Origin of the sequence: Bartonella sp. CL266QHHD (assembly GCF_042195355.1) — a bacterium.
Lineage (GTDB): Bacteria > Pseudomonadota > Alphaproteobacteria > Rhizobiales > Rhizobiaceae > Bartonella.
Window position 1 is genome coordinate 1 of the sequence record NZ_JBHIOD010000010.1, and the last position, 19,010, is coordinate 19,010.

Genomic DNA, 19,010 nt, shown 5'->3' on the forward strand with positions numbered 1-19,010 from the left:
TTTTTTTAAATAAAATAACCCAAACATTTCCAATAAAATATTGTAACAAAAAATCCTATTTCAAGACATTATTGGTAAAATCTGCCTTCATAAAAATAAAACATGAAAACAAAAGGAGTTCAAAGAGAGCATGGCGCCTTTAAAGTAAAATATAGCACCCCATTGCAATGCATGAAAATAGGAAGTTGCCTAAGAATGAGTTAATCTCAATAACGCTTGTTTTATGCTACTTTAATAAGGAAATTTTTCTGCACAGGTACGATTTATAAAGACATTGCTGTATAAAGAGAATCGCATGATCTGTAATTTGTAAAAAGAATCAAATTCCTGTAGAAGCATGCTAAGCTATCTATCTAGCTTTCTTTATTTAATATTGAAAAGTACTCTTATAAATCTATGTGGGATAACGAACAACAAAAAAACGATCCTGGACAGGACCCTGCTCTTGTCGTCAAACGCTTACGGCCTGCGCGCCGGCAGGTCTCTGCTCGTTGGCTTACGGGAACCGTTCTGACAGGAATCACTTCCTGCATTCTTATGGGGATTGCACTTTTTACGGCTCTTGATGAACAACAGCGATTGGTAACACCGCCACAATGGTTTACGCAGGAAAACCTATCAGAATCACAAGACCCTGAGGCCAATGGGTATAAAGGTGATCGTATTTCTCCCACCCATGCACGGCAAAGCTTTGACAGAAAACGTCAATTTGAACTATCGATTCTACAAAAAAAAGGCGATGAAAAAGTCATTCAAACACAACATTTTGAATGGATTCGTATGGCTTTAGCCGAAAATCGCCCCCAGAAATATAGCTATCCAAAATTTGATTCTTTAAGCATTCTTGCCAGTGATTCGCAAAGTCAAAATATTGCACCACAAGAAGATTCTGGGCAGATTTACGGTGCAAAAATCGAAACAAAACTCACCTTACGCAGCTATGATTTTAAGGTAAATCAATTCGATTTTGATGACAGCGACACATTGACAGATGAAGAGGCACAACAAGAAGTGCAAAAAGCTGGATTTACTTTAGAAAAGAGCACCGAACTTCTTTCAGTTCTCACATTGATTGATCCTTTAAAGTTAGAAGATGCATCCTCCCCTTCCCAAGGCACAGAATCCCCTGAAGTTCGAATCGTTCAAGAAAATGTAACCGTTTCTCCTCAAAGTCACCGTATCGATCTGACGAAAAACTATGTTGAAGATATTATTCCTATTCGTAAAAAACAAACGATAGCCGATGCTTTCAAAAAAACCAGTTATACAAAAAAGCAAATTGAACAGGTTGTAAAAACGCTAGAAAAAATAAGCCTTTCCGATACTCTTAAAGAGGGAAGCCTTTTACGCATTGGTATCGTGACACAAGCTGGTGAAAAAGACCATCTCGTACGCGCAAGTATCTATCAAGGGATGCATCATGTTCTCACCATTGCCCTGAATGATAAAGGCCAATTCATTGAAAGCACAGAGCCTAAAATGTCTAAAGCGCTTAAAACGGCTTTTCAAAATGGTATTCCGCATTCTTACATCAATAGCGCGCAATTACCAACGGCTTATGATGCACTCTATAGTGCTTTGCTCAGTCATAATATATCACAATCTCTCTCTCATCGTCTTATTCGTCTGCTGGCCACCAATATTGACATGAAAAGTCCGATAACACCCAATGATCAGATCGAAATATTTTATGCCGTACCACAAAGCGATAAAGAAAACAAAAACGGCAAAAAGAACTTGAAAGCAAAGGAAGCATCCAAAAACACTGATCCAGAAATTCGTTATATTAGCGCAACTTTTGGAAATACAACTTATAAATATTACCGTTATCAATTAAAAGATGGAAGCGTTGATTATTATGATTCTGAAGGGAAGAGTTCAAAGCCTTTCTTGCTGCGCAAACCCACACCAAATGGGATTTTTGGCTCCCCCTTTGGTCCACGCAAACATCCTATTTTAGGCTATATTCGCATGCATACGGGTGTTGACTGGGTTGCTCCTAAAGGATCGCCCATTATTGCTGTAGGAGATGGTATTGTCACAAAAGTAGGCGTAACAGGCGGCTATGGAAATCACACGGAAATTCAACATGCCAATGGATATGTCAGCAGTTATTCACACCAAAGTCGTTATGCACCAGACATCAAACCAGGCGTGAAAGTACGACAAGGACAAATTATTGGATATGTTGGATCAACAGGAATGGCAACCGGTCCCCATTGTCATTTTGAAATCATTGTCAATGGCGTCAAAGTTGATCCCATGCGCATTCGTATACCGGATAGCAAAGCCTTAACCAATCAAGACCTACAAACATTCCTACAAGAAAAAAACAATATTGATTCTTTGATCAACAGCCCGATAGCACCCTCCGAAGAGACTTAAAGCATGAAAGCATCGGCATTTTCACGACTCAAAATATCTAAAAATATGCTTTAGCGCTTACTTTTCTCAAAGAGATTTCCGCACTTTAAATATCTATTAAAGGATACGTCGAAATATGCCACCACCCAAGGTCGCATCACAATGATTAAAAATAAAACGCCCTCCCCTTTTCAGGTTTACGCACAATAGGTTTGCAGATTTACGCACAATAGAAAAGTGAAAAATATGAACCCCCAAAAGGCTAACTCTTCTTGTTTATTTTATCAAAACGATAAAAATCCCTTTGTTTTCCATGCAATAAAGTTTTAAATCAAAGGTGAGTTTTTCTAAAGAACGAAGATTCTAAAATCCATATCATTCTATAAACAACCCGACTTCTTGTTGAATAGATTCCACTTGTTGAATGTATGCTGTTCATAGCCCTAAAGGACGGTGTTTCATGAACTTTATGAGCAAGTTTTACCTAAGAGAATATTCCTTACACACTTTTACAAAAACACCCCATATTTAAAGTTTTAACAGCCCTTACAAAAAATAACAAAACTTAAAAAAAACAATCTCTTCGAAAAGAAATAGAGCTTACGAATATAAGTATTATTATTGGCTTAAAGGAGCACTTATTCAAAATAAATTTAAAGGCTCACTTAAGCACTTCAAAGCTCTAAGACAAGGAGAACTTTGAAAGCCGATCATCGGAGTCAATAAAGCAAAAAAACAACGAGAGAGAAAATCAAACATTACACCAAAAGATAAAGAAGCAAAGTTGCCTTTCTTGAAGACAATCGATAATTTAATATTAAAGAGTGCTGTGTTCGCGCTACTGAAGCCGTATTTTTCCTTCTTCTTGTGAAAAGATGCCCTCCCCATACATTCACGATGAATGAAAGGCAGCTTACCACGAGCAAAGAGTTTAACCCTTTAAAAAAATCAGTCAGAGCTTTTTTTTGAACTATTCATGCTAAGTTTTGGCAAAGGAATAACAATCTTTGTGCCTCCTAAAGCAGAAGTTTCAAACAGAGGTTTTTCACCAAATTGCATACAGAGCTGTTCCACAACCACACGACCAAGTCCTGTTTTTTGTTTTAAAGTTTGGCTTTTCATTCCCACGCCATCATCTTCTACAATGAGCATCAATTGTCCATCTTTCTGGGGACCAAAGGAGATATAAATATGACCCGACCGTTGATCAGGAAAGGCATGTTTTAAGGAATTTGTCAGCAGTTCACCAAGGATAATTCCAAGTGTTGTCGCATCTCTTGAAGACAGGCGACAATCTTTAAAGTTGGTGTGAATGGTGATGTTTTCACGCAATTCAAAAGGAACTGCCAATTCGACATCATGCACAACAGAACTAAGAAACTCTGCCAATAAAGTCGTTTCCATATCATCACTTAAGCGCAAACGACGATGTGCTGTAGAAATTGTCTGAATACGATCACGTGCAGCACCTAGAACAGAACGTACCTCTTCATTTTTGCTCCGGTTTAACTGGAGCCCCAGCAAAGAAGACACCGTTCCAAGAGAATTGCCAATGCGATGGCTTGCATCCTGCAACAATATTTCAACCCGTTGGCGTTCTTTTTCAGCGTGATTACGTGCTCTTTCTAATTCTTGTGTTCGTTCTTTCACGCGGGCTTCCAGAGCGATATTTTCGCTATGAAGCAGCAATTGATACAATTTTAAAGAGCGCATATCACGATGAAAACGATTAATAACAAAATAGGCAGAAATAAAGGTACTTACAACGGAAACAATAGCCGCCAAAGTCAAAGCAGCCCGCATCAATGCGATACCCTCACGCTGTTTTTGTCGCACTACATCATCCCCATTAATAAAGCTTGTCATCAATTGAGCTAAACGTGCCACAGGAATCTTTGATACTTCCAAAGAGTCCGCATGAGAAGGTTGAGAAGGTTGTTCAGGAATCGCATCAAGAGCATGCATATGGGCATTCATAAAGGCTTTTCGTGCTTCAACCTCTTCTTTAAAAGCCGTAAACCATTTATACCACTGCGGATGCGCATAAACAATAAGTGCGATATAGTCGAGAATATTCCCCAACTCCCGCTCTGAATTTTCAAAACGTATTTTATCTTCCGCCTTGCGCGTTTTTGCATAGCTGCGATCAGCAACAGCCATATCAATCAAGCTAATAAGGACCAAATCAGCCTGTTCGCGCAATTCTGAACTTGTATTCAACTGTGCGATTTCTCGATCAACGGCATTTGAAAGCAACATAATAAAAACCGATGCCAAAAGAGCCATAACAAGAGAAACAACAATCGCACCCCACCGCCAGCGTGATATCGTTGCATCAGAAGAAGGCATTTGAGGCATCAAATTTGTTTTTGTTGTCATAGAATGTCCATTGGCGAACTTGAAAGTCGTCATTTTTCAGCACAAAGGAAGGCAACCTTATGGAACATAAAACCTAAAGCCCGTGAGAAAGTTTTATACAGGCTTTTCTTGTGTTCCTAAGGATACACGCCAAACTTCTGAATTTCCTCAGATACTGACTTTACTGTAATAGCTATAACGGGAATAAAAAAAACAAGGCTATCGATCATAATTATTATGCTTTTTTAGCCGTTAAATGAACACAATGTACTTCCAGCTGAGTAAGAATCAGGACCATAATCAGACTCACCATCCACCTTAAGAAGTTCTTGTAATCGATTACGCGCCCTGCTCACACGGCTTTTAATGGTTCCAACAGCACAACCACAAATAGTCGCAGCATCTTCATAAGAAAACCCCGATGCGCCAATGAGAATAATGGCTTCTCTTTGATCGGCAGAAAGCAAATTTAAGGCTTTTTTGAAATCTTGCAAATCAAGCGATCCATATTGAGCAGGATGAACAGCGACATTTTGAGTAAACACGCCATCGGTATCTTGAACTTCTCTTCCCTTTTTACGCATTTGACTATAAAATTCATTGCGCAAAATGGTAAAAAGCCAAGCTTTAAGATTAGTCCCCATCTCAAAACTATCTTGCTTAGCCCATGCCTTCATAACAGTATCTTGAACCAAATCTTCAGCTTTATCGTGCTTGCCACTTAAAGAAACAGCAAAAGCTCGTAAAGCCGGCAACACAGAAAGGAGTTCTTGTTTAAAGTTTTTCGCGCACTTTGACATAAAGGATTCAAACCTTTTCCACATTGTTTAAGCCAAATTGCTCTGCGCGCTCCAACTTCTCTAAAAGCTCAAGCAAACACCGTGGCAGTGCCTCTTCTTGAATTTCCATGTAAAATTGACGTAACTTCCGTGCTATTTCGCTATTGACCCCGAGAAGATCATCTCCAACTGTAAATTGTGTGGTGAGATTTTTTTCATCACGGTCGTTCATTTTTCATCCCCCTAATCCATATAATATTGGTAGCACCGCGAAGAATTTTTTCGCCTTATAGTTGTAAATATAGCTGTCGGTAAAAAGTTCCATACAAATCAAGGAACTTTTTTATCGGTTGAGAATTTCAACCAACAAAGTGCTTGAAAGGTCAAAGGAGTTATAAATTATGTCATTATCAACGCGTATTGCCCCGCATCTTCCCTATCTTCGGCGTTTTGCCCGCTCTGTCACCGGTAGCCAATCCTCTGGCGATGCTTATGTGTCAGCGATGTTGGAAGCACTCATTGCCGACATCTCCATTTTTCCCAAAGCCTCCACTGACCGAATTGGTACCTATTGGCTTTTTTGCCATCTTTTTGACCAAACCACACCGAACATCCCAGAACCCCTGCCTCAATTTGGTCTTGAACAAAAAACCAGTGCCAAATTATCCTATCTCACGCCCCGTGCACGCCAAGCATTTTTGCTCATTGCCGTTGAAGGATTTCATGAACAAGAAGCCAGCGAAATCATGAATCTGGATACGAAAGAATTCCGCAAGCTTCTCAACCAAGCATCTATTGATATTTCTCAACAAATTGCCACTGAAGTCATGATTATTGAAGATGAACCTCTTATTGCACTTGATATTGAGCAAATGGTAGAAAGCCTAGGTCATCATGTTGTAGGAATAGCGCGCACGCGTGATGAAGCTGTCATTATGTATCATAAGAAAAAACCACGGTTGATTTTGGCTGATATTCAATTAGCCGATAACAGTTCAGGTATTGATGCGGTCAACGAGATTTTGAAAAATGACCGTATACCAGTGATTTTCATCACGGCTTTTCCCGAAAGGCTTCTCACTGGCGAGCGTCCAGAACCAACTTTTTTAGTGACCAAACCTTTTAACCCAGATATGGTGAAAGCGCTTATTTCCCAAGCTTTATTTTTTCAAGAGAATGCTTCTAAAGCGGCTTAGAACAGGGTAACATCTTAAAATTATGATTGTTACGCCTCTTTCAAAGCCTCCCATGGATAAATCTCATATGAGTGCGCTCATGCAAGCGATTCGTGGTGCGGATATTTGCGTTCTCTATCAGGCAACAAATCTGGTTTATTTATGGGCTGAAAACTTGCCCCACCATTTGCACAATAAATGGCGGGTTGGGTGTCGTGACAGCGACTTTTTTTCGCTTGACCTTGCAGACAATATGGAAACCATCAAACTGCAAGTTTTAGCCAGTGGCAAAATGCAAACTGTTGAAGCACGTTTTGAAGATACAAACAAACAAGAGATTTGGTACAAATTTTCTATTGATTGCCACCGCAATGATAACGAAGACATTATTGGTATTATCACCACCGGTGTCAATATTTCCGGCTTACGCCGCCGTGAACAAGTGCTTAAAATCCTTCTTCGCGAAGTCAGTCACCGTTCTAAAAATCTTCTAGCGATCATTCAAAGTATTGCCAGTCAAACCGCCCGCTATACTGAATCTCTTCAAGTTTTTTTACGAAAATTTCAAGGTCGTCTTCATTCTCTTTCTCATTCTCAAGATCTGATCACGGATTCCGATTGGCGTGGTGCTCAATTTCGCGAATTGGTCCAAACGCAGGCTTTAGGCTATTTAATGAAAGAAACAGAACGTTTTTCACTTGAAGGCGTCGATCCTTATCTTTTTCCCAATGCCGCTTTGCATATTGGTTTGGCTTTTCATGAACTGATTGTCAATTCTCTTTCTTTTGGAGCCCTTTCCCAAGAAAAGGGAAGCATCTGTGTACGCTGTGAAATCGAAACAAAACTGAATGGCAAAACGCAACTTATCATCACTTGGCATGAAAATTTTGAATCCGGCATCCCTCCCACAAACAATAAAAAAGCCTGTTTTGGTAGTGCCGTTCTCGAAAAAATCGTTCCCATTTCTGTGAATGGTTCAGCTTCCCTCAAATTGACACAAGAAGGAATTGTCTATTGCCTCTCTGTTCCTGATACTTATTTTGATATTTTTTCTTAAAAGAGCATTTTAAACAATGAACAAGAGAAGTTTCCCCTTTTTTAGTAAAATGTCTCATCTGTTTATTAAGCACAAAGACATTTTCCAACCTCTTTAAACCAACCTCTATAGTCCCCCAATAGTTCCCCAAAACCTTAACGAAAAACCTTAACGATGAGAACTGAAAGCCACATAAAATCTATTCCCGCTGTCAATCAACTTCCATCCCTCATATAACCGGCATATTTTAAAACAGAAACCAAAACGATAAAGAGCAAACCGTTTCAACTTTTACTATGCCAAATAAAAGCGAGCCTATTACCCATCTCTTTTTGTATAATTTTCGCAATGCGCATACAATTTTATTTTGGCATAATATGCAATTTCAAGGAGTAAAGCTAACATCCATCATCATTCTTCAGCTTTACGGGCTTAAAGCCTCCACGACAACGACAATTAATTGATGAAAACTGCATATTTTACGCTTTTATATATCGCATTCTATAATGGAGATATTCTCTTCAGGTACAATAGGACATTCTAAAACAGAATACACTTATGTCTTTCATTCACGCACTTTTTTAATATTTCCCAGCGCATCCACGCTCATTTCAAAACAGTATCTGTAAATAAGATATAATAGCCCCCAGCCCCCGTAAAGTGAACCATCAAACCCGCCCCTTGTTACGCCATATCCTTCTTTACCTTCATGCCCCTTTTCACTTCATAAAAGTAGTAGCTGAGCATCATCATACCATTTGTCTTTCATGTTACAACAGCCATTGACCTTTGAGAGCGTCCATAAGAGGCATTTTAGGCTTTTTTTCAAATACTTCTCATTGATACAAAGCCCCTACACACCCCTTTATGACGTGCAAACCAATGACTTTGATTAATTCACTATAGAATAGCATCTCAAAGGGGAAAACCCATCTCAAAGGGGAAAACCCATCTCAAAGGGGAAAACCCATCTCAAAGGGGAACTAAAAAACTTTGAAAGCGTTTAACAGTGAAGAAGCCCCTAGGCTGACAAATTGGAGTCCGCTCTGTCAACCTCTCATTTGGAAAATAATTGATGAATCCCCTTGTTTTTATCCTCTTATTAGTTTCATGTACAGATGATTTTAATAGTTGCTATTCGAACAATACAATGGTTAAAATCTATCCAACGGCTCAAGCTTGTGAACAAGCCATGGTACCGTCCACAAAAAAGTTTGCACTTTATGGACAACAAATTTTTGCCCAATGTATAAACGTACATGCAAATTTGCATCAACAAGAAGTAAACTTGATCTGGTCTGTAACAAACCATGGAAATTTTCTTCTTAAAAGCCAAAACGTAAAGGACAAGGTGTCTACAGTCCACAAAGAAGATATTTTACCAACATCGCTTCCTCTTTTGCATTCTTCTTCCACAAACCTCTTGCACAAAAAACTTTAAAAGCATAAACCCATCAGATCTCAAAAAAATAATCAATGAAAGACATGATGGATAATAAGCGAATGCAACCTTTAAAAGACCATCACACAGAGCAAAATTCTCTGCCTCAAGATCTCCCTTTAGACCCTGCCGTAGAACGAGTGAGAAAAAAACTTATGGGTTTAATGATTATTTCCGTTTTAATAACGCTTTTCCTTATTCTAACCGTACTGTTTTTAATTGTTTATAAAGTGATAACAACCGGATCAGCGCCAAAACAAACCGAGTTATCTTTCTCTCCCAGCAAAAACCCACACGTTATCCATCATACGCTCTCTCTACCGGAAAAAACACAGATTTTGTCGCAAAGCCTCTCAGAACACAATATTGTACTGAAAGTTTTAACCCCTGATGGACAAACAAAATTTATGATTTACAATTATCATACCGGTGCTCTAATCGCCGTTCTTTCTGTTGAAACAACAAAAGAGAGTTCGAAGATAATGCCTCATTAAGAAAACTAACATCAATAAGCGCTTAACATAGCATCCTTGAAGATTTAACATTTTCTGCAAGCCGACACTATCACACGCTTTGCCAACTCGTGGGTGTTGCCAACAGCCCTTGGCGCTAGAGAGAGTTCATAAGAGCCATTTTTATTCCTTTCTTATACAAATTTATCCACACGGGCTCTCCCCGTTTGCAACGTGCAAGCGAATGGTTTTTGTTGATTCAACATGGAACAAATTTGGACATGAGAGAATTCTAGGGGCTTAGGGGCTCTCACCTAACATTCAAAACAATGAATTATTATTATAAATCAATGTGATAAGCATTAAATATACACCACACGGGCGACGGCGCGTTTTTTACTGTATCCCCTCACTTAAATCTTGGAAAAGAAGAAACCTTTCTGTCAACGCATTCCCATTTTTAAGAAAACTGACATCACTTGGGAAAAGCTAATAAACGTGCAAGAAATACCTCTTCTTGAGTGCAAAAATTCAACATATTAATTTATAGTGATAATTTATTTTGCATGTCAAACGAGAATCTCAAATACTGTATGATTCTCCCTTTCAAATCTGTTCGTAAGAAACTGAATCAAAATCATTTCTTTACATATCCCAGCAAGGAAATGGATGAATAAAAATACCTCTTATGAATGATCCGGTATCAAAAGAAGAACTGTTGTAACATTGAAAATTAAAGCAATAACGCCCAGCTTACATCTTTTATTAAGCAAAGATAGCCGATGAATTTCACATGATAGAATTCATGAACACCAACGCGAAATGGGCATAAATACATTGAACAATATTAAATATAAGTGTGAATTAAATAAAACAACGACATTGCGTTCTTCATAAAAGAACTGCCTCTTAAAATACACGGATGCGGTTTTCTCTGTATTCCCTTACTTAAATCCCAGCAAAGAGGCAATCTTTTCTGTCAACACCCTTTGTTAAGTCTCAATACTGCCCGTGAAAATCTAAAGAAAGCGCAAAAGGCTTCTTGAGTATATACAATTTACTATCATAATACCAATAACATCACCACAAGCGCTTATACAGCACCTTTCAGGTTTAAACATTTTCCTCTGCCTCAAGATTGACCACTTGAGCGACGACGTATCTTTCCCTGTATTCCCTCACTTAAATCCCAGCAAAGAGGCAATCTTTTCTGTCAACACCCTTTGTTAAGTCTCAATACTGCCCGTGAAAATCTAAAGAAAGCGCAAAAGGCTTCTTGAGTATATACAATTTACTATCATAATACCAATAACATCACCACAAGCGCTTATACAGCACCTTTCAGGTTTAAACATTTTCCTCTGCCTCAAGATTGACCACTTGAGCGACGACGTATCTTTCCCTGTATTCCCTTACTTAAATCCCAGCAAAGAGGCAATCTTTTCTGTCAACACCCTTTGTTAAGTCTCAATACTGCCCGTGAAAATCCAAAGAAAGCGCAAGAGGCTTCTTGAGTATATATAATTTACTATCATAATACTAATAACATCACCACAAGCGCTTATACAGCACCTTTCAGGTTTAAACATTTTCCTCTGCCTCAAGATTGACCACTCGGCGACGGCGCGGTTTTCTCTGTATCCCCTCACCTAATCCAGGCAAGGAAGAATCCTCTTTTGTTGCTGTTGATGCATCTCCATTGCTAGAGCTTTCTGCTGTTGTAAGTGAAAGCTCAAGAGATGATTCATCTTGAGTCCGTACAGTACGTCGACGGGGAGAACGACGTGTTTTTTTGACGGGTTCAACATTTTTCTCAGAAAGACTGTGCTCTTGATCTGTTTTTTCATCCGATAGAGCCTCTAAAGCGTTTCCACGTGCATCCCCATTTTGCGCTTTATCATATTGGCCATTGCCATTTTTTTGCGACGACATTTGTAATACATCTGTATCACCCTCGACAGCATCCTTTTTTTCACCGTCAAGATTTATTTCACCGCATTCTTGCCCATTGTTTTCATCACGATTTTCGTTTTCATCACCACGATTTTCATCACGCCGAACCGATTGAGACATTTGCCCAGCTGCTGCTAAAATAATACGCAAATAGTGCTCGGCATGTTGTAAATAATTTTCCGACATAACACGATCGCCTGCACCTTGTGCATCACGCGCAAGGCTTATGTATTTATCAGCAATTTGCTGAGCATTCCCGCGAATTTTAACATCCGGACCGCTACTTTCATAATTGCGAGACAACGGATTAGGACCGCGACGATTATTATTGTTATTACCATTATTGTTATTATTGCGACCGCGTACCCGTCTATTTTGTTGTGGCCTCATCTTTATCCCTTTTTGGAGTGTTTGTCTTATTGTGTGTCTTAATTGACGCTTCCTCATTACATTATCTTTTGATAATGCTGATCATTTTTAACATACGATTATCAAGCTATCCGCGTTTATTTCACTCAAACGAACCCTACTGATATTGATAAAAGCATATATTTTCTTGAAAATCACAAAACAGCAGGGAAATCGTAAATCAAAAATTCCCTTTTTCTCTGTCAAACAGCAGAAATCTAATGATGTTCACGTAAAATGCCAAGTGTTTTTTTTAAAATAAACCATATTTCACTAAAAAAATAATTATCTTGTGGAAAACAAAAAGGAAAACACACACACAACATACCTGACAAAGAAAAAATTCCTGCCAGAGAATATTAGAAGCTTCCTTTTTTGCTCTAAAACCACAGCTCTTAAAAACGCCGATATTCTCTACCCCTCGTGCATTTAAACCACAAGCACTTCCATCCCAACGAGTCACTGCGCGAACCTCTTTATTTTATAAATATAGCCTCTCTTCATCGCTAAAGCAACCCCTTGCGAGCGATAATCCACGATCGCTTCACAAAACCTCTTGATTTTTATAGATAGATTAACACGAAGTATTATTCAAGCCCTATAATCACCAAGAGATCAATCTTCTTTTCCAAATAAGCTAACGATACTATCAATTTCTATTTTAACCCATAGAGTTTTTAAGTTAATCACAGTTTTTATTTATAACAAATTGAGCTTAAAAATAAAATATTTAAATACAAAAAAATATTAAATTATGAAAAACCCGACCAATATATCAAACTTTTTTAAAAAAATCAGTTTCTTCTCAACAAAATACCCTCCTCAAAGCCTATCAATAAGAATGGCCTAACGCATTTCCTCACTTATCTTTTCTGATAAAGTATTTTCTGATAAAGAAAACTAGAATTATAAAACAAGCACATTTGTAAATCCAGCACAGCGTTTTACGCATGAAGAAGCCTTGAATGTTTATAAAAGGAAGTTTTTTTACTCATTTTAGTCATGTCTATTGACTTACCCCCTCAAAGAACGAAAATTCTCGAGTCACACTGGTCTGTCAACAATGAAAATTCTTATAAAATTCGTACAGTGAATTGGTTTATAATGATAATTCATATTTGTTGTGTTGAGTAAGAAAACTTAATACCGTAGGATTTTTCATTTTCTATCTGTTTTCTGTTGAATCAATCTCTTTTTCTTGCATGTTACACGTGGGAAAACCTGCGTGGAGTAAAAACAATAAAAAAGACTTAAAGTACCTCTTATAAACCGTCTCTAAGGCTAAAGGGCTGTCGAGAGGCACCATTGGGAGCAAGCAAAGTGTGAGATAGTACCGGCTTACTCTTTTTTAAATCATAAAGATGAACATGCTCTATAAATTTATACATTTTATGAGGATTATACCATTCACTAAAACCATTATGAAATGGATTTCCCACACTCGTTCTTCCCTTAAAAAAGCGCAACAAATCCTCCTGAAACTCTACCACGCCCTCCCCTTAAACATTTCAAGACGGCATCCATACCTTATGTCGCCACACCTTAAATAATAAGAAGTGCGATATAACAAGATAAATAAATCAGGTTGCTATTGGTCTTGAGGCAGATAGTCATTTAAGAGGCTTTTATTTTTTTATAAAAATTCGCTTCCTTTTAACTTTCCGTATAAAAACTTAAAAGTAATTGCGCCTTTTGCCTGTTTTATTTTCTTTTTCATTGAGAAAACAGTCTCGTAAGAGAAAATAATTTCCATCCCCAGGACGGACCATCGTCAAACATTGTTTTTTAGCACTATCAGAAAGCTTATCCCACATTTCACGAATAGCAAAATAGGCCTCACTTTCCAAATTAAGACAATGCTGATAAACTTCTCTTTTCATATCGGGCATAACGGAAGCAGAAATTTCCTTGCAATATACGCGCAGATCAAAAACAGGAATAACCAATTCAACGGGTGCTTGTTGTGTTACTTTTTTATGAGAAGAAAAATAACTAACCACCTTAGCAACAACAAAACACAAAAACACTATACAAAAAAGTATTATGCAAACAAAAGCAATCTTGCGATATAATCTTTTGAAATAAGCCTTTTGTCTTGCTCGGATTCTTTTTTCCATAAAGATTGTACCCTTTAATATCCCAAGAGAAGCTTTTACAGCAAAAAATGATAGAAGTATTTGTGTACACAATACAGGTTATAGCAACAAACGATCAAGACTCTTATGTCAAAAGCCCCTCTTTTTTTATCGTATAATTCTTATCGTATAAAATTCTTGTAAAACACTTTTCTCATGCCCTTTATAAAAAAATAGGGCTGATGATTTTCTCTCACCACCTTTAAAGACGAAGATTCTTCATCCATGCGGATCTATAAACAATTCGTCTTCTTTAAGACATGTCATATTGATTTATAAAGAGTATTTATTGTTTTGCATGTTGAATGAGAGACCCGAACACCATAGGATTCTCTCATCCTAAATTTGTTTTCTGTTGAAACGATCAAAACCATGTCGCTTGCAAGTTACAAGCGGAGCTGGCATGTGGATTAAAAACTGTACAAAAAAGGCATATGCCTCTTATGAATCGTCTCACGAACCAAGGCTTTCGTAACATTGGAAACTGGAAAAATATATGAGAGTACCAACCTGCACTTTTATGAAGCATAAAGATGAGGGAGATACCTTATAAGTTTTATACATTTCATAGGGGCTTTACCCCTATACCATTGACGAGTGTTCTTGTAAAAGGGACTTGGGAGTGGGATATCTCTTTAAAAACAAGTCCATGAATATGCAATAAATGTATATTCGGAGACAAATAATATTTTAATATTTGAGGCATTCTGTTTTTATGTGAGAGGCATGATCCCAAGAAGACACACGATACATAAAAGCATAAGGCATTATCTTCATTATTTAAATAATATTGCTATAGATAGTTTTGAAAATTATAAAGGAAAAAGATGATAGTCCGAAGAGTGATTAATATGCCTTTATATTTTTCTCAATAAGGCTGTCTTCCTATTTCAGAAATCACTCAAATACAGCCCCCATCTGACATACATAAAGTCTAGCTTACAAAAGCTGGAATCGCTCAGAGAGTTTTGCCCTTCTGAATCCGTAAGGCTCTCATTCTTCTTTCTCTCAAACATGTTACAGCTTTGAAATTTGATGTTGTTTGACAAGCAACAAAAAAGCTCTGTACTCTCTTAAGAAAACAACGCCTTAAAGTTACACACATAATGGATTGGAAAGATGTCTTAGCTTTTTATCAAACGCGCTGTAAAACAACGAGCGTAACATATTGGCTTTTTGCTTATCCCAAAATGTTCATCCTAATTTCTTGCCTCCAATTCCCTTGCCTCCAATTCCCTTGCCTCCAATTCCCTTGTGTCCCATGCATAAAGATCAAGTTGAAGGAAATATATGGATAACCCTAGACTTGAAAATATGAAAGGAAGGCGTGACAGAGTTTCGCGTTCCTTATGTCATGCAAAAGCATTAGACATTCTGAAATAAGCACTCTTTCTATCTCGTAATGATTTCTTTTTTCTGCTACCGGTCAAATCCCTTTATTTAGAGAATTGGCTATCACAAGTTATGCAACAAATAGCGCTATATGCAACAAACAGAACCTGATTTATATCCGCATGGAATTCGTTCCAGTTTACATGATTGGCTCGCAAAATCCATTTGACTTTCCCCTTCTTCTTTCCCCCTCATGGGATCTCTATCACCATAGAACAAAAAGCGATATTTTATGACGCTTTATGGACAAAATCCCCACCGCCCGAAGAGTTCATCACATGACGAAAAAACACCCCTCATATTCACCACACACAAACACTTCAATATATAAAATTTACATGCCTTCTATCACCGCACTCTCAAAAGGCAGCACGACAACAAGATAAGAAATTATTGATGTAAAACTCCAAACAAAGAAAAGAACGGACTTTCTAATCGAGATCAACAAATACTGTTAAATCAACGCTTCCATTTTTGATGATGTCACACCTATGCTTTATAGCACCCCTATCACACTTCATAATACCGAAAAATTTTCTCTGCCCTACGCACTATGCGCATCAGAACCAATCAAATAAAACAGAAATGCGCTATCTCCCTACTTTTTTGTTTTTGATTAAATAGCAAGATATAGCTGTAATTCTTTAAAGAGCTTCATACCATAGATTCATTTTATACATAATATCATCAACAGAATGTTTGTATGTGCTGCAGGAAGAATCCCCAGAACGCTCCATATGACCACTGGATGAAGAGCTGTTACAGGATTCTACAAGAAATGCCAGTGACATTGGAGATAACGCATCCTCGCTATCAGAATAATAAGCTGATAAAAAAGTGTAATCTTGTGAAGGAAGTGTCCCCGAATTTACTTGTGATGGAGCGGCAACAAAAAGAGAATTAAAGGTTCTAGGACCAATGACAATATCACCATTCGCTTGCTGCATAATACTTCTTGCAGAGTATATATGATTTGTATTGATTGCCCCCAGCGAAGCCCATTCATCCTGCCATAAATATGCATAATAAAGATCCATAACTTGTTCATGTTGAACAACGTTGTCAGCAGACATGGCTGTATCAAAGAGTGAGTTAGGAACATAATAAAAATTTATATCTGGAATAATTTCATATAGCCAGTACGTTTCATCAGGATTATTAGCAATCTGTTGCCGCGCCATTCTGTAAACTGCATCCATATTTGCAGTTGTAGACACAAATGCTGAAGTCTGTTGAGCAATAGAGTGCCCAGTTACATGATGTATGATATCCTGATCATCCCCCCAAGGGGCAAAACCTCCTCCAAAGAATATAACAGATGGAGAGCGATCATCTATACGGAAAACCATATGGGGAGGATCAATAGCATATGACAGATTTACATCTGAAAAGAAAAAAAATAAAACTGTCACTAAAAATACTGAGAATGCTCTTTGAAACATTTTTATACCTTTGATATACACTCCATATTTTATACCTGTAACCTCTTGAAGCGTTACAGATATAAAAAGGGAGAAAAACCCCTATTGATCTTATTTTAAAGTGATGGCTAAAACCCTTTTTGCTGGCACATGACCCGCTTCAAAAATAACCATTACTTTTCTGTTCAAAATGACTGCGGTTTTTGCCAAATCCAAAATACTTTTTCCAACAATGTTATCACAGCCCCAAATACCTTTTTGAATGTCTGAAGTAGGGCTGATACCGTATCTGAGCTCTAGGCGACATTGTGCTCCTGCGCTAACGACTTGAACCGAATTGAGATAACCGTTTTGTTCATAAACTCCAGCATGAGAAACACCTGTTGTTAATGCTATCATCACCAAAACAATGGATATTTTTTTCAAAAAACTTTTCATAATTTACCTCTTTTAAATTTATTGCAACGGACATGAAATGCATCCCCATGCAATCTAATGGATATTTTTAGCCTCCTCGCCTCCTTAAAGACGAGAATTTTGACCAGCTTTAGCCCGTGATAAGGCTGCCTCATCTCAGTCTATTCTGACCCCTACCCCGCTGTTGCACGATTTATTTTACAGGCTCTACAGCAAAGCCTTCCCTTATTGGTGCCGCGTGAATGATGACTTATTCACACAACAAAACATCGCATGCACAAGCTCTATCATTGGCAATACTACCACTGAAAATGTCTGCCATTGTTAATGTACGTGCATTCTACGGATTCAAAATGTGTCTATGATTTATTGCCTATCGCAAGCGGCATACTGTCAACAAAGACAATTAAGACAAGTATTTACAGCCTCACTACGCTTAAAATCTTTCTAACACCAAACGCTAGAATGAAATTGCCATCTAAGCTCAAACGACGATTGATGCAAAATTACTCAGTTTAAAATAGAAAAAACTGTAGTTGAATATCTTAAGATAGATCCTCAATACCGATCACTCATGAATTCTGTAAAACATGAACGATTATACTCTGAGTAAAAACTGTAAATCAGAAAACTGCTAGGGTTAAAATAACCTTAGTGTAGAAGATTGACCATTTTCCAAGCATCACTTATTTAAGTCACAACGAATACAGATAATACGCTTAATTATCACGCACTCTCAGCCCTCGAATAACATTGATTGGATAGTTACTTCTGTAACAAATATCAACGAATTGCGATGTACTGTAAGCTCTATAGGCCAGCTCAACAATCTCAGGACTTTGAATATGAAATGTTCTTCCTGTAATTTGTGACATTTCTGGCTCTTCTGTAGGCCTCGTTTCCAAAACAGAGAGAATATTTACCCCTTGCAAATTTTTATATGGAATGACAGAAATATTATTGATGATTTGTGATCGAACCATTGTTCCGCCGATATCTGAACAATCATCTGAAATAGTCCTCAAACGTGCAGAAGCTGGTCCAGTAAGACACAAAGCTAAAAATATTAAAATCAATTTTTTCATTATAGAATACCTCTTTTTCATTTTTGGTTGATCAAAAAAATAAATGCTCTATGGACAGGCAAATAACTATCCTGTTCACAACTATCTATCTCACTGCTTTAAAGGAGCTAAATCCCATAGAGACACAAATCGAGATGGTTAATCACCCATCGTTTTACTTTTATCCGCTTCTTCAGCGTCTTGTTTGTGTTTCACATCTTCAAGATCTTTGATAATCGTTTTCAATTGTTGTTCTAAAATATCCAAACGCTGTGTAAGTTGGAGAATATTTTGAGTCTGTATTTTATCAAAACATTGGAGATCTTGACGTGTTTGCTTCAACAGAGCATTCAAAGGAGCATGTCCCATTCTTCCGCTAGCATAAAGAACCACACGAATACATTCAGGATCATCAATATCAGCAATAGAAAATGGAAAAAGTGCCATTATATCCCCCTTTTTGATAAGCTAAACGCGTATTAAGGCATTTGCATCTCTTTTTTCGTTGTACGGCTCTTGCATTTCTCAGAAAACCTCAGAAAACCTCAGACAATCTCAGACAATCTCAGACAATCTCAGACAATCTCAGACAATCTCAGACAATCTCAGACAATC

General features: G+C 37.7%; 15 protein-coding genes. 5 read left to right on the top strand and 10 right to left on the bottom strand.

Going from position 1 to position 19,010, the window contains the following annotated elements; all coding sequences use genetic code 11:
• Positions 1-396: 396 nt before the first annotated feature.
• Complete coding sequence (locus ACFIK7_RS00490; protein WP_375662739.1) at positions 397-2,385, top strand: M23 family metallopeptidase; 1,989 nt, start codon at positions 397-399, stop codon at positions 2,383-2,385.
• A 927-nt stretch (positions 2,386-3,312) separates the two neighbouring features.
• Here the strand turns inward: ACFIK7_RS00490 and ACFIK7_RS00495 are convergent.
• From ACFIK7_RS00495 to ACFIK7_RS00505, 3 genes are all read right to left on the bottom strand, one after another.
• A complete protein-coding gene (locus tag ACFIK7_RS00495) occupies positions 3,313-4,743 on the bottom strand; it encodes a sensor histidine kinase (RefSeq protein ID WP_375631403.1) in 1,431 nt (476 codons plus the stop codon).
• 224 nt (positions 4,744-4,967) lie between these two features.
• Positions 4,968-5,522, bottom strand: a complete 555-nt coding sequence (locus ACFIK7_RS00500) for an RNA polymerase sigma factor (RefSeq protein WP_273791321.1) — start codon at positions 5,520-5,522, stop codon at positions 4,968-4,970.
• 7 nt (positions 5,523-5,529) lie between these two features.
• Positions 5,530-5,733 carry a NepR family anti-sigma factor gene (locus ACFIK7_RS00505; protein WP_015856821.1) on the bottom strand — a complete coding sequence of 68 codons (204 nt, stop codon included), beginning with the start codon at positions 5,731-5,733 and terminating at the stop codon, positions 5,530-5,532.
• A 169-nt stretch (positions 5,734-5,902) separates the two neighbouring features.
• Between ACFIK7_RS00505 and ACFIK7_RS00510 the strand changes: the two genes are divergently transcribed.
• The 4 genes from ACFIK7_RS00510 (at position 5,903) to ACFIK7_RS00525 (ending at position 9,647) form a co-directional block, all read left to right on the top strand.
• On the top strand, positions 5,903-6,697 hold the full coding sequence (locus ACFIK7_RS00510; RefSeq protein ID WP_273791319.1) for a response regulator: 795 nt from the start codon (positions 5,903-5,905) through the stop codon (positions 6,695-6,697).
• Positions 6,698-6,719: 22 nt separating this feature from the next.
• Positions 6,720-7,733, top strand: coding sequence for a sensor histidine kinase (locus tag ACFIK7_RS00515; RefSeq protein WP_375631405.1), 1,014 nt, complete (start codon positions 6,720-6,722; stop codon positions 7,731-7,733).
• Positions 7,734-8,787: 1,054 nt separating this feature from the next.
• Positions 8,788-9,153: a hypothetical protein gene (locus ACFIK7_RS00520; protein WP_273791326.1), complete on the top strand. Its 366-nt coding sequence runs from the start codon at positions 8,788-8,790 to the stop codon at positions 9,151-9,153.
• A 44-nt stretch (positions 9,154-9,197) separates the two neighbouring features.
• Positions 9,198-9,647 carry a hypothetical protein gene (locus tag ACFIK7_RS00525; RefSeq protein ID WP_375662740.1) on the top strand — a complete coding sequence of 150 codons (450 nt, stop codon included), beginning with the start codon at positions 9,198-9,200 and terminating at the stop codon, positions 9,645-9,647.
• Positions 9,648-11,186: 1,539 nt separating this feature from the next.
• Here ACFIK7_RS00525 and ACFIK7_RS00530 read toward each other — a convergent pair.
• The 7 genes from ACFIK7_RS00530 to ACFIK7_RS00560 form a co-directional block, all read right to left on the bottom strand.
• Positions 11,187-11,948: a DUF4167 domain-containing protein gene (locus ACFIK7_RS00530; RefSeq protein ID WP_375662741.1), complete on the bottom strand. Its 762-nt coding sequence runs from the start codon at positions 11,946-11,948 to the stop codon at positions 11,187-11,189.
• 1,280 nt (positions 11,949-13,228) lie between these two features.
• On the bottom strand, positions 13,229-13,456 hold the full coding sequence (locus ACFIK7_RS00535; protein WP_375662742.1) for a hypothetical protein: 228 nt from the start codon (positions 13,454-13,456) through the stop codon (positions 13,229-13,231).
• 183 nt (positions 13,457-13,639) lie between these two features.
• Entirely contained in the window at positions 13,640-14,083 is a 444-nt protein-coding gene (locus ACFIK7_RS00540; protein WP_273791315.1) for a hypothetical protein, read from the bottom strand.
• Between the two features lie 2,054 nt (positions 14,084-16,137).
• A complete protein-coding gene (locus tag ACFIK7_RS00545) occupies positions 16,138-16,935 on the bottom strand; it encodes a hypothetical protein (protein ID WP_375631408.1) in 798 nt (265 codons plus the stop codon).
• A 90-nt stretch (positions 16,936-17,025) separates the two neighbouring features.
• Positions 17,026-17,352, bottom strand: coding sequence for a hypothetical protein (locus ACFIK7_RS00550; protein WP_273791313.1), 327 nt, complete (start codon positions 17,350-17,352; stop codon positions 17,026-17,028).
• 698 nt (positions 17,353-18,050) lie between these two features.
• Positions 18,051-18,416: a hypothetical protein gene (locus ACFIK7_RS00555; protein WP_273791312.1), complete on the bottom strand. Its 366-nt coding sequence runs from the start codon at positions 18,414-18,416 to the stop codon at positions 18,051-18,053.
• Between the two features lie 138 nt (positions 18,417-18,554).
• A complete protein-coding gene (locus ACFIK7_RS00560; protein ID WP_273791311.1) occupies positions 18,555-18,842 on the bottom strand; it encodes a hypothetical protein in 288 nt (95 codons plus the stop codon).
• Positions 18,843-19,010: the final 168 nt, after the last annotated feature.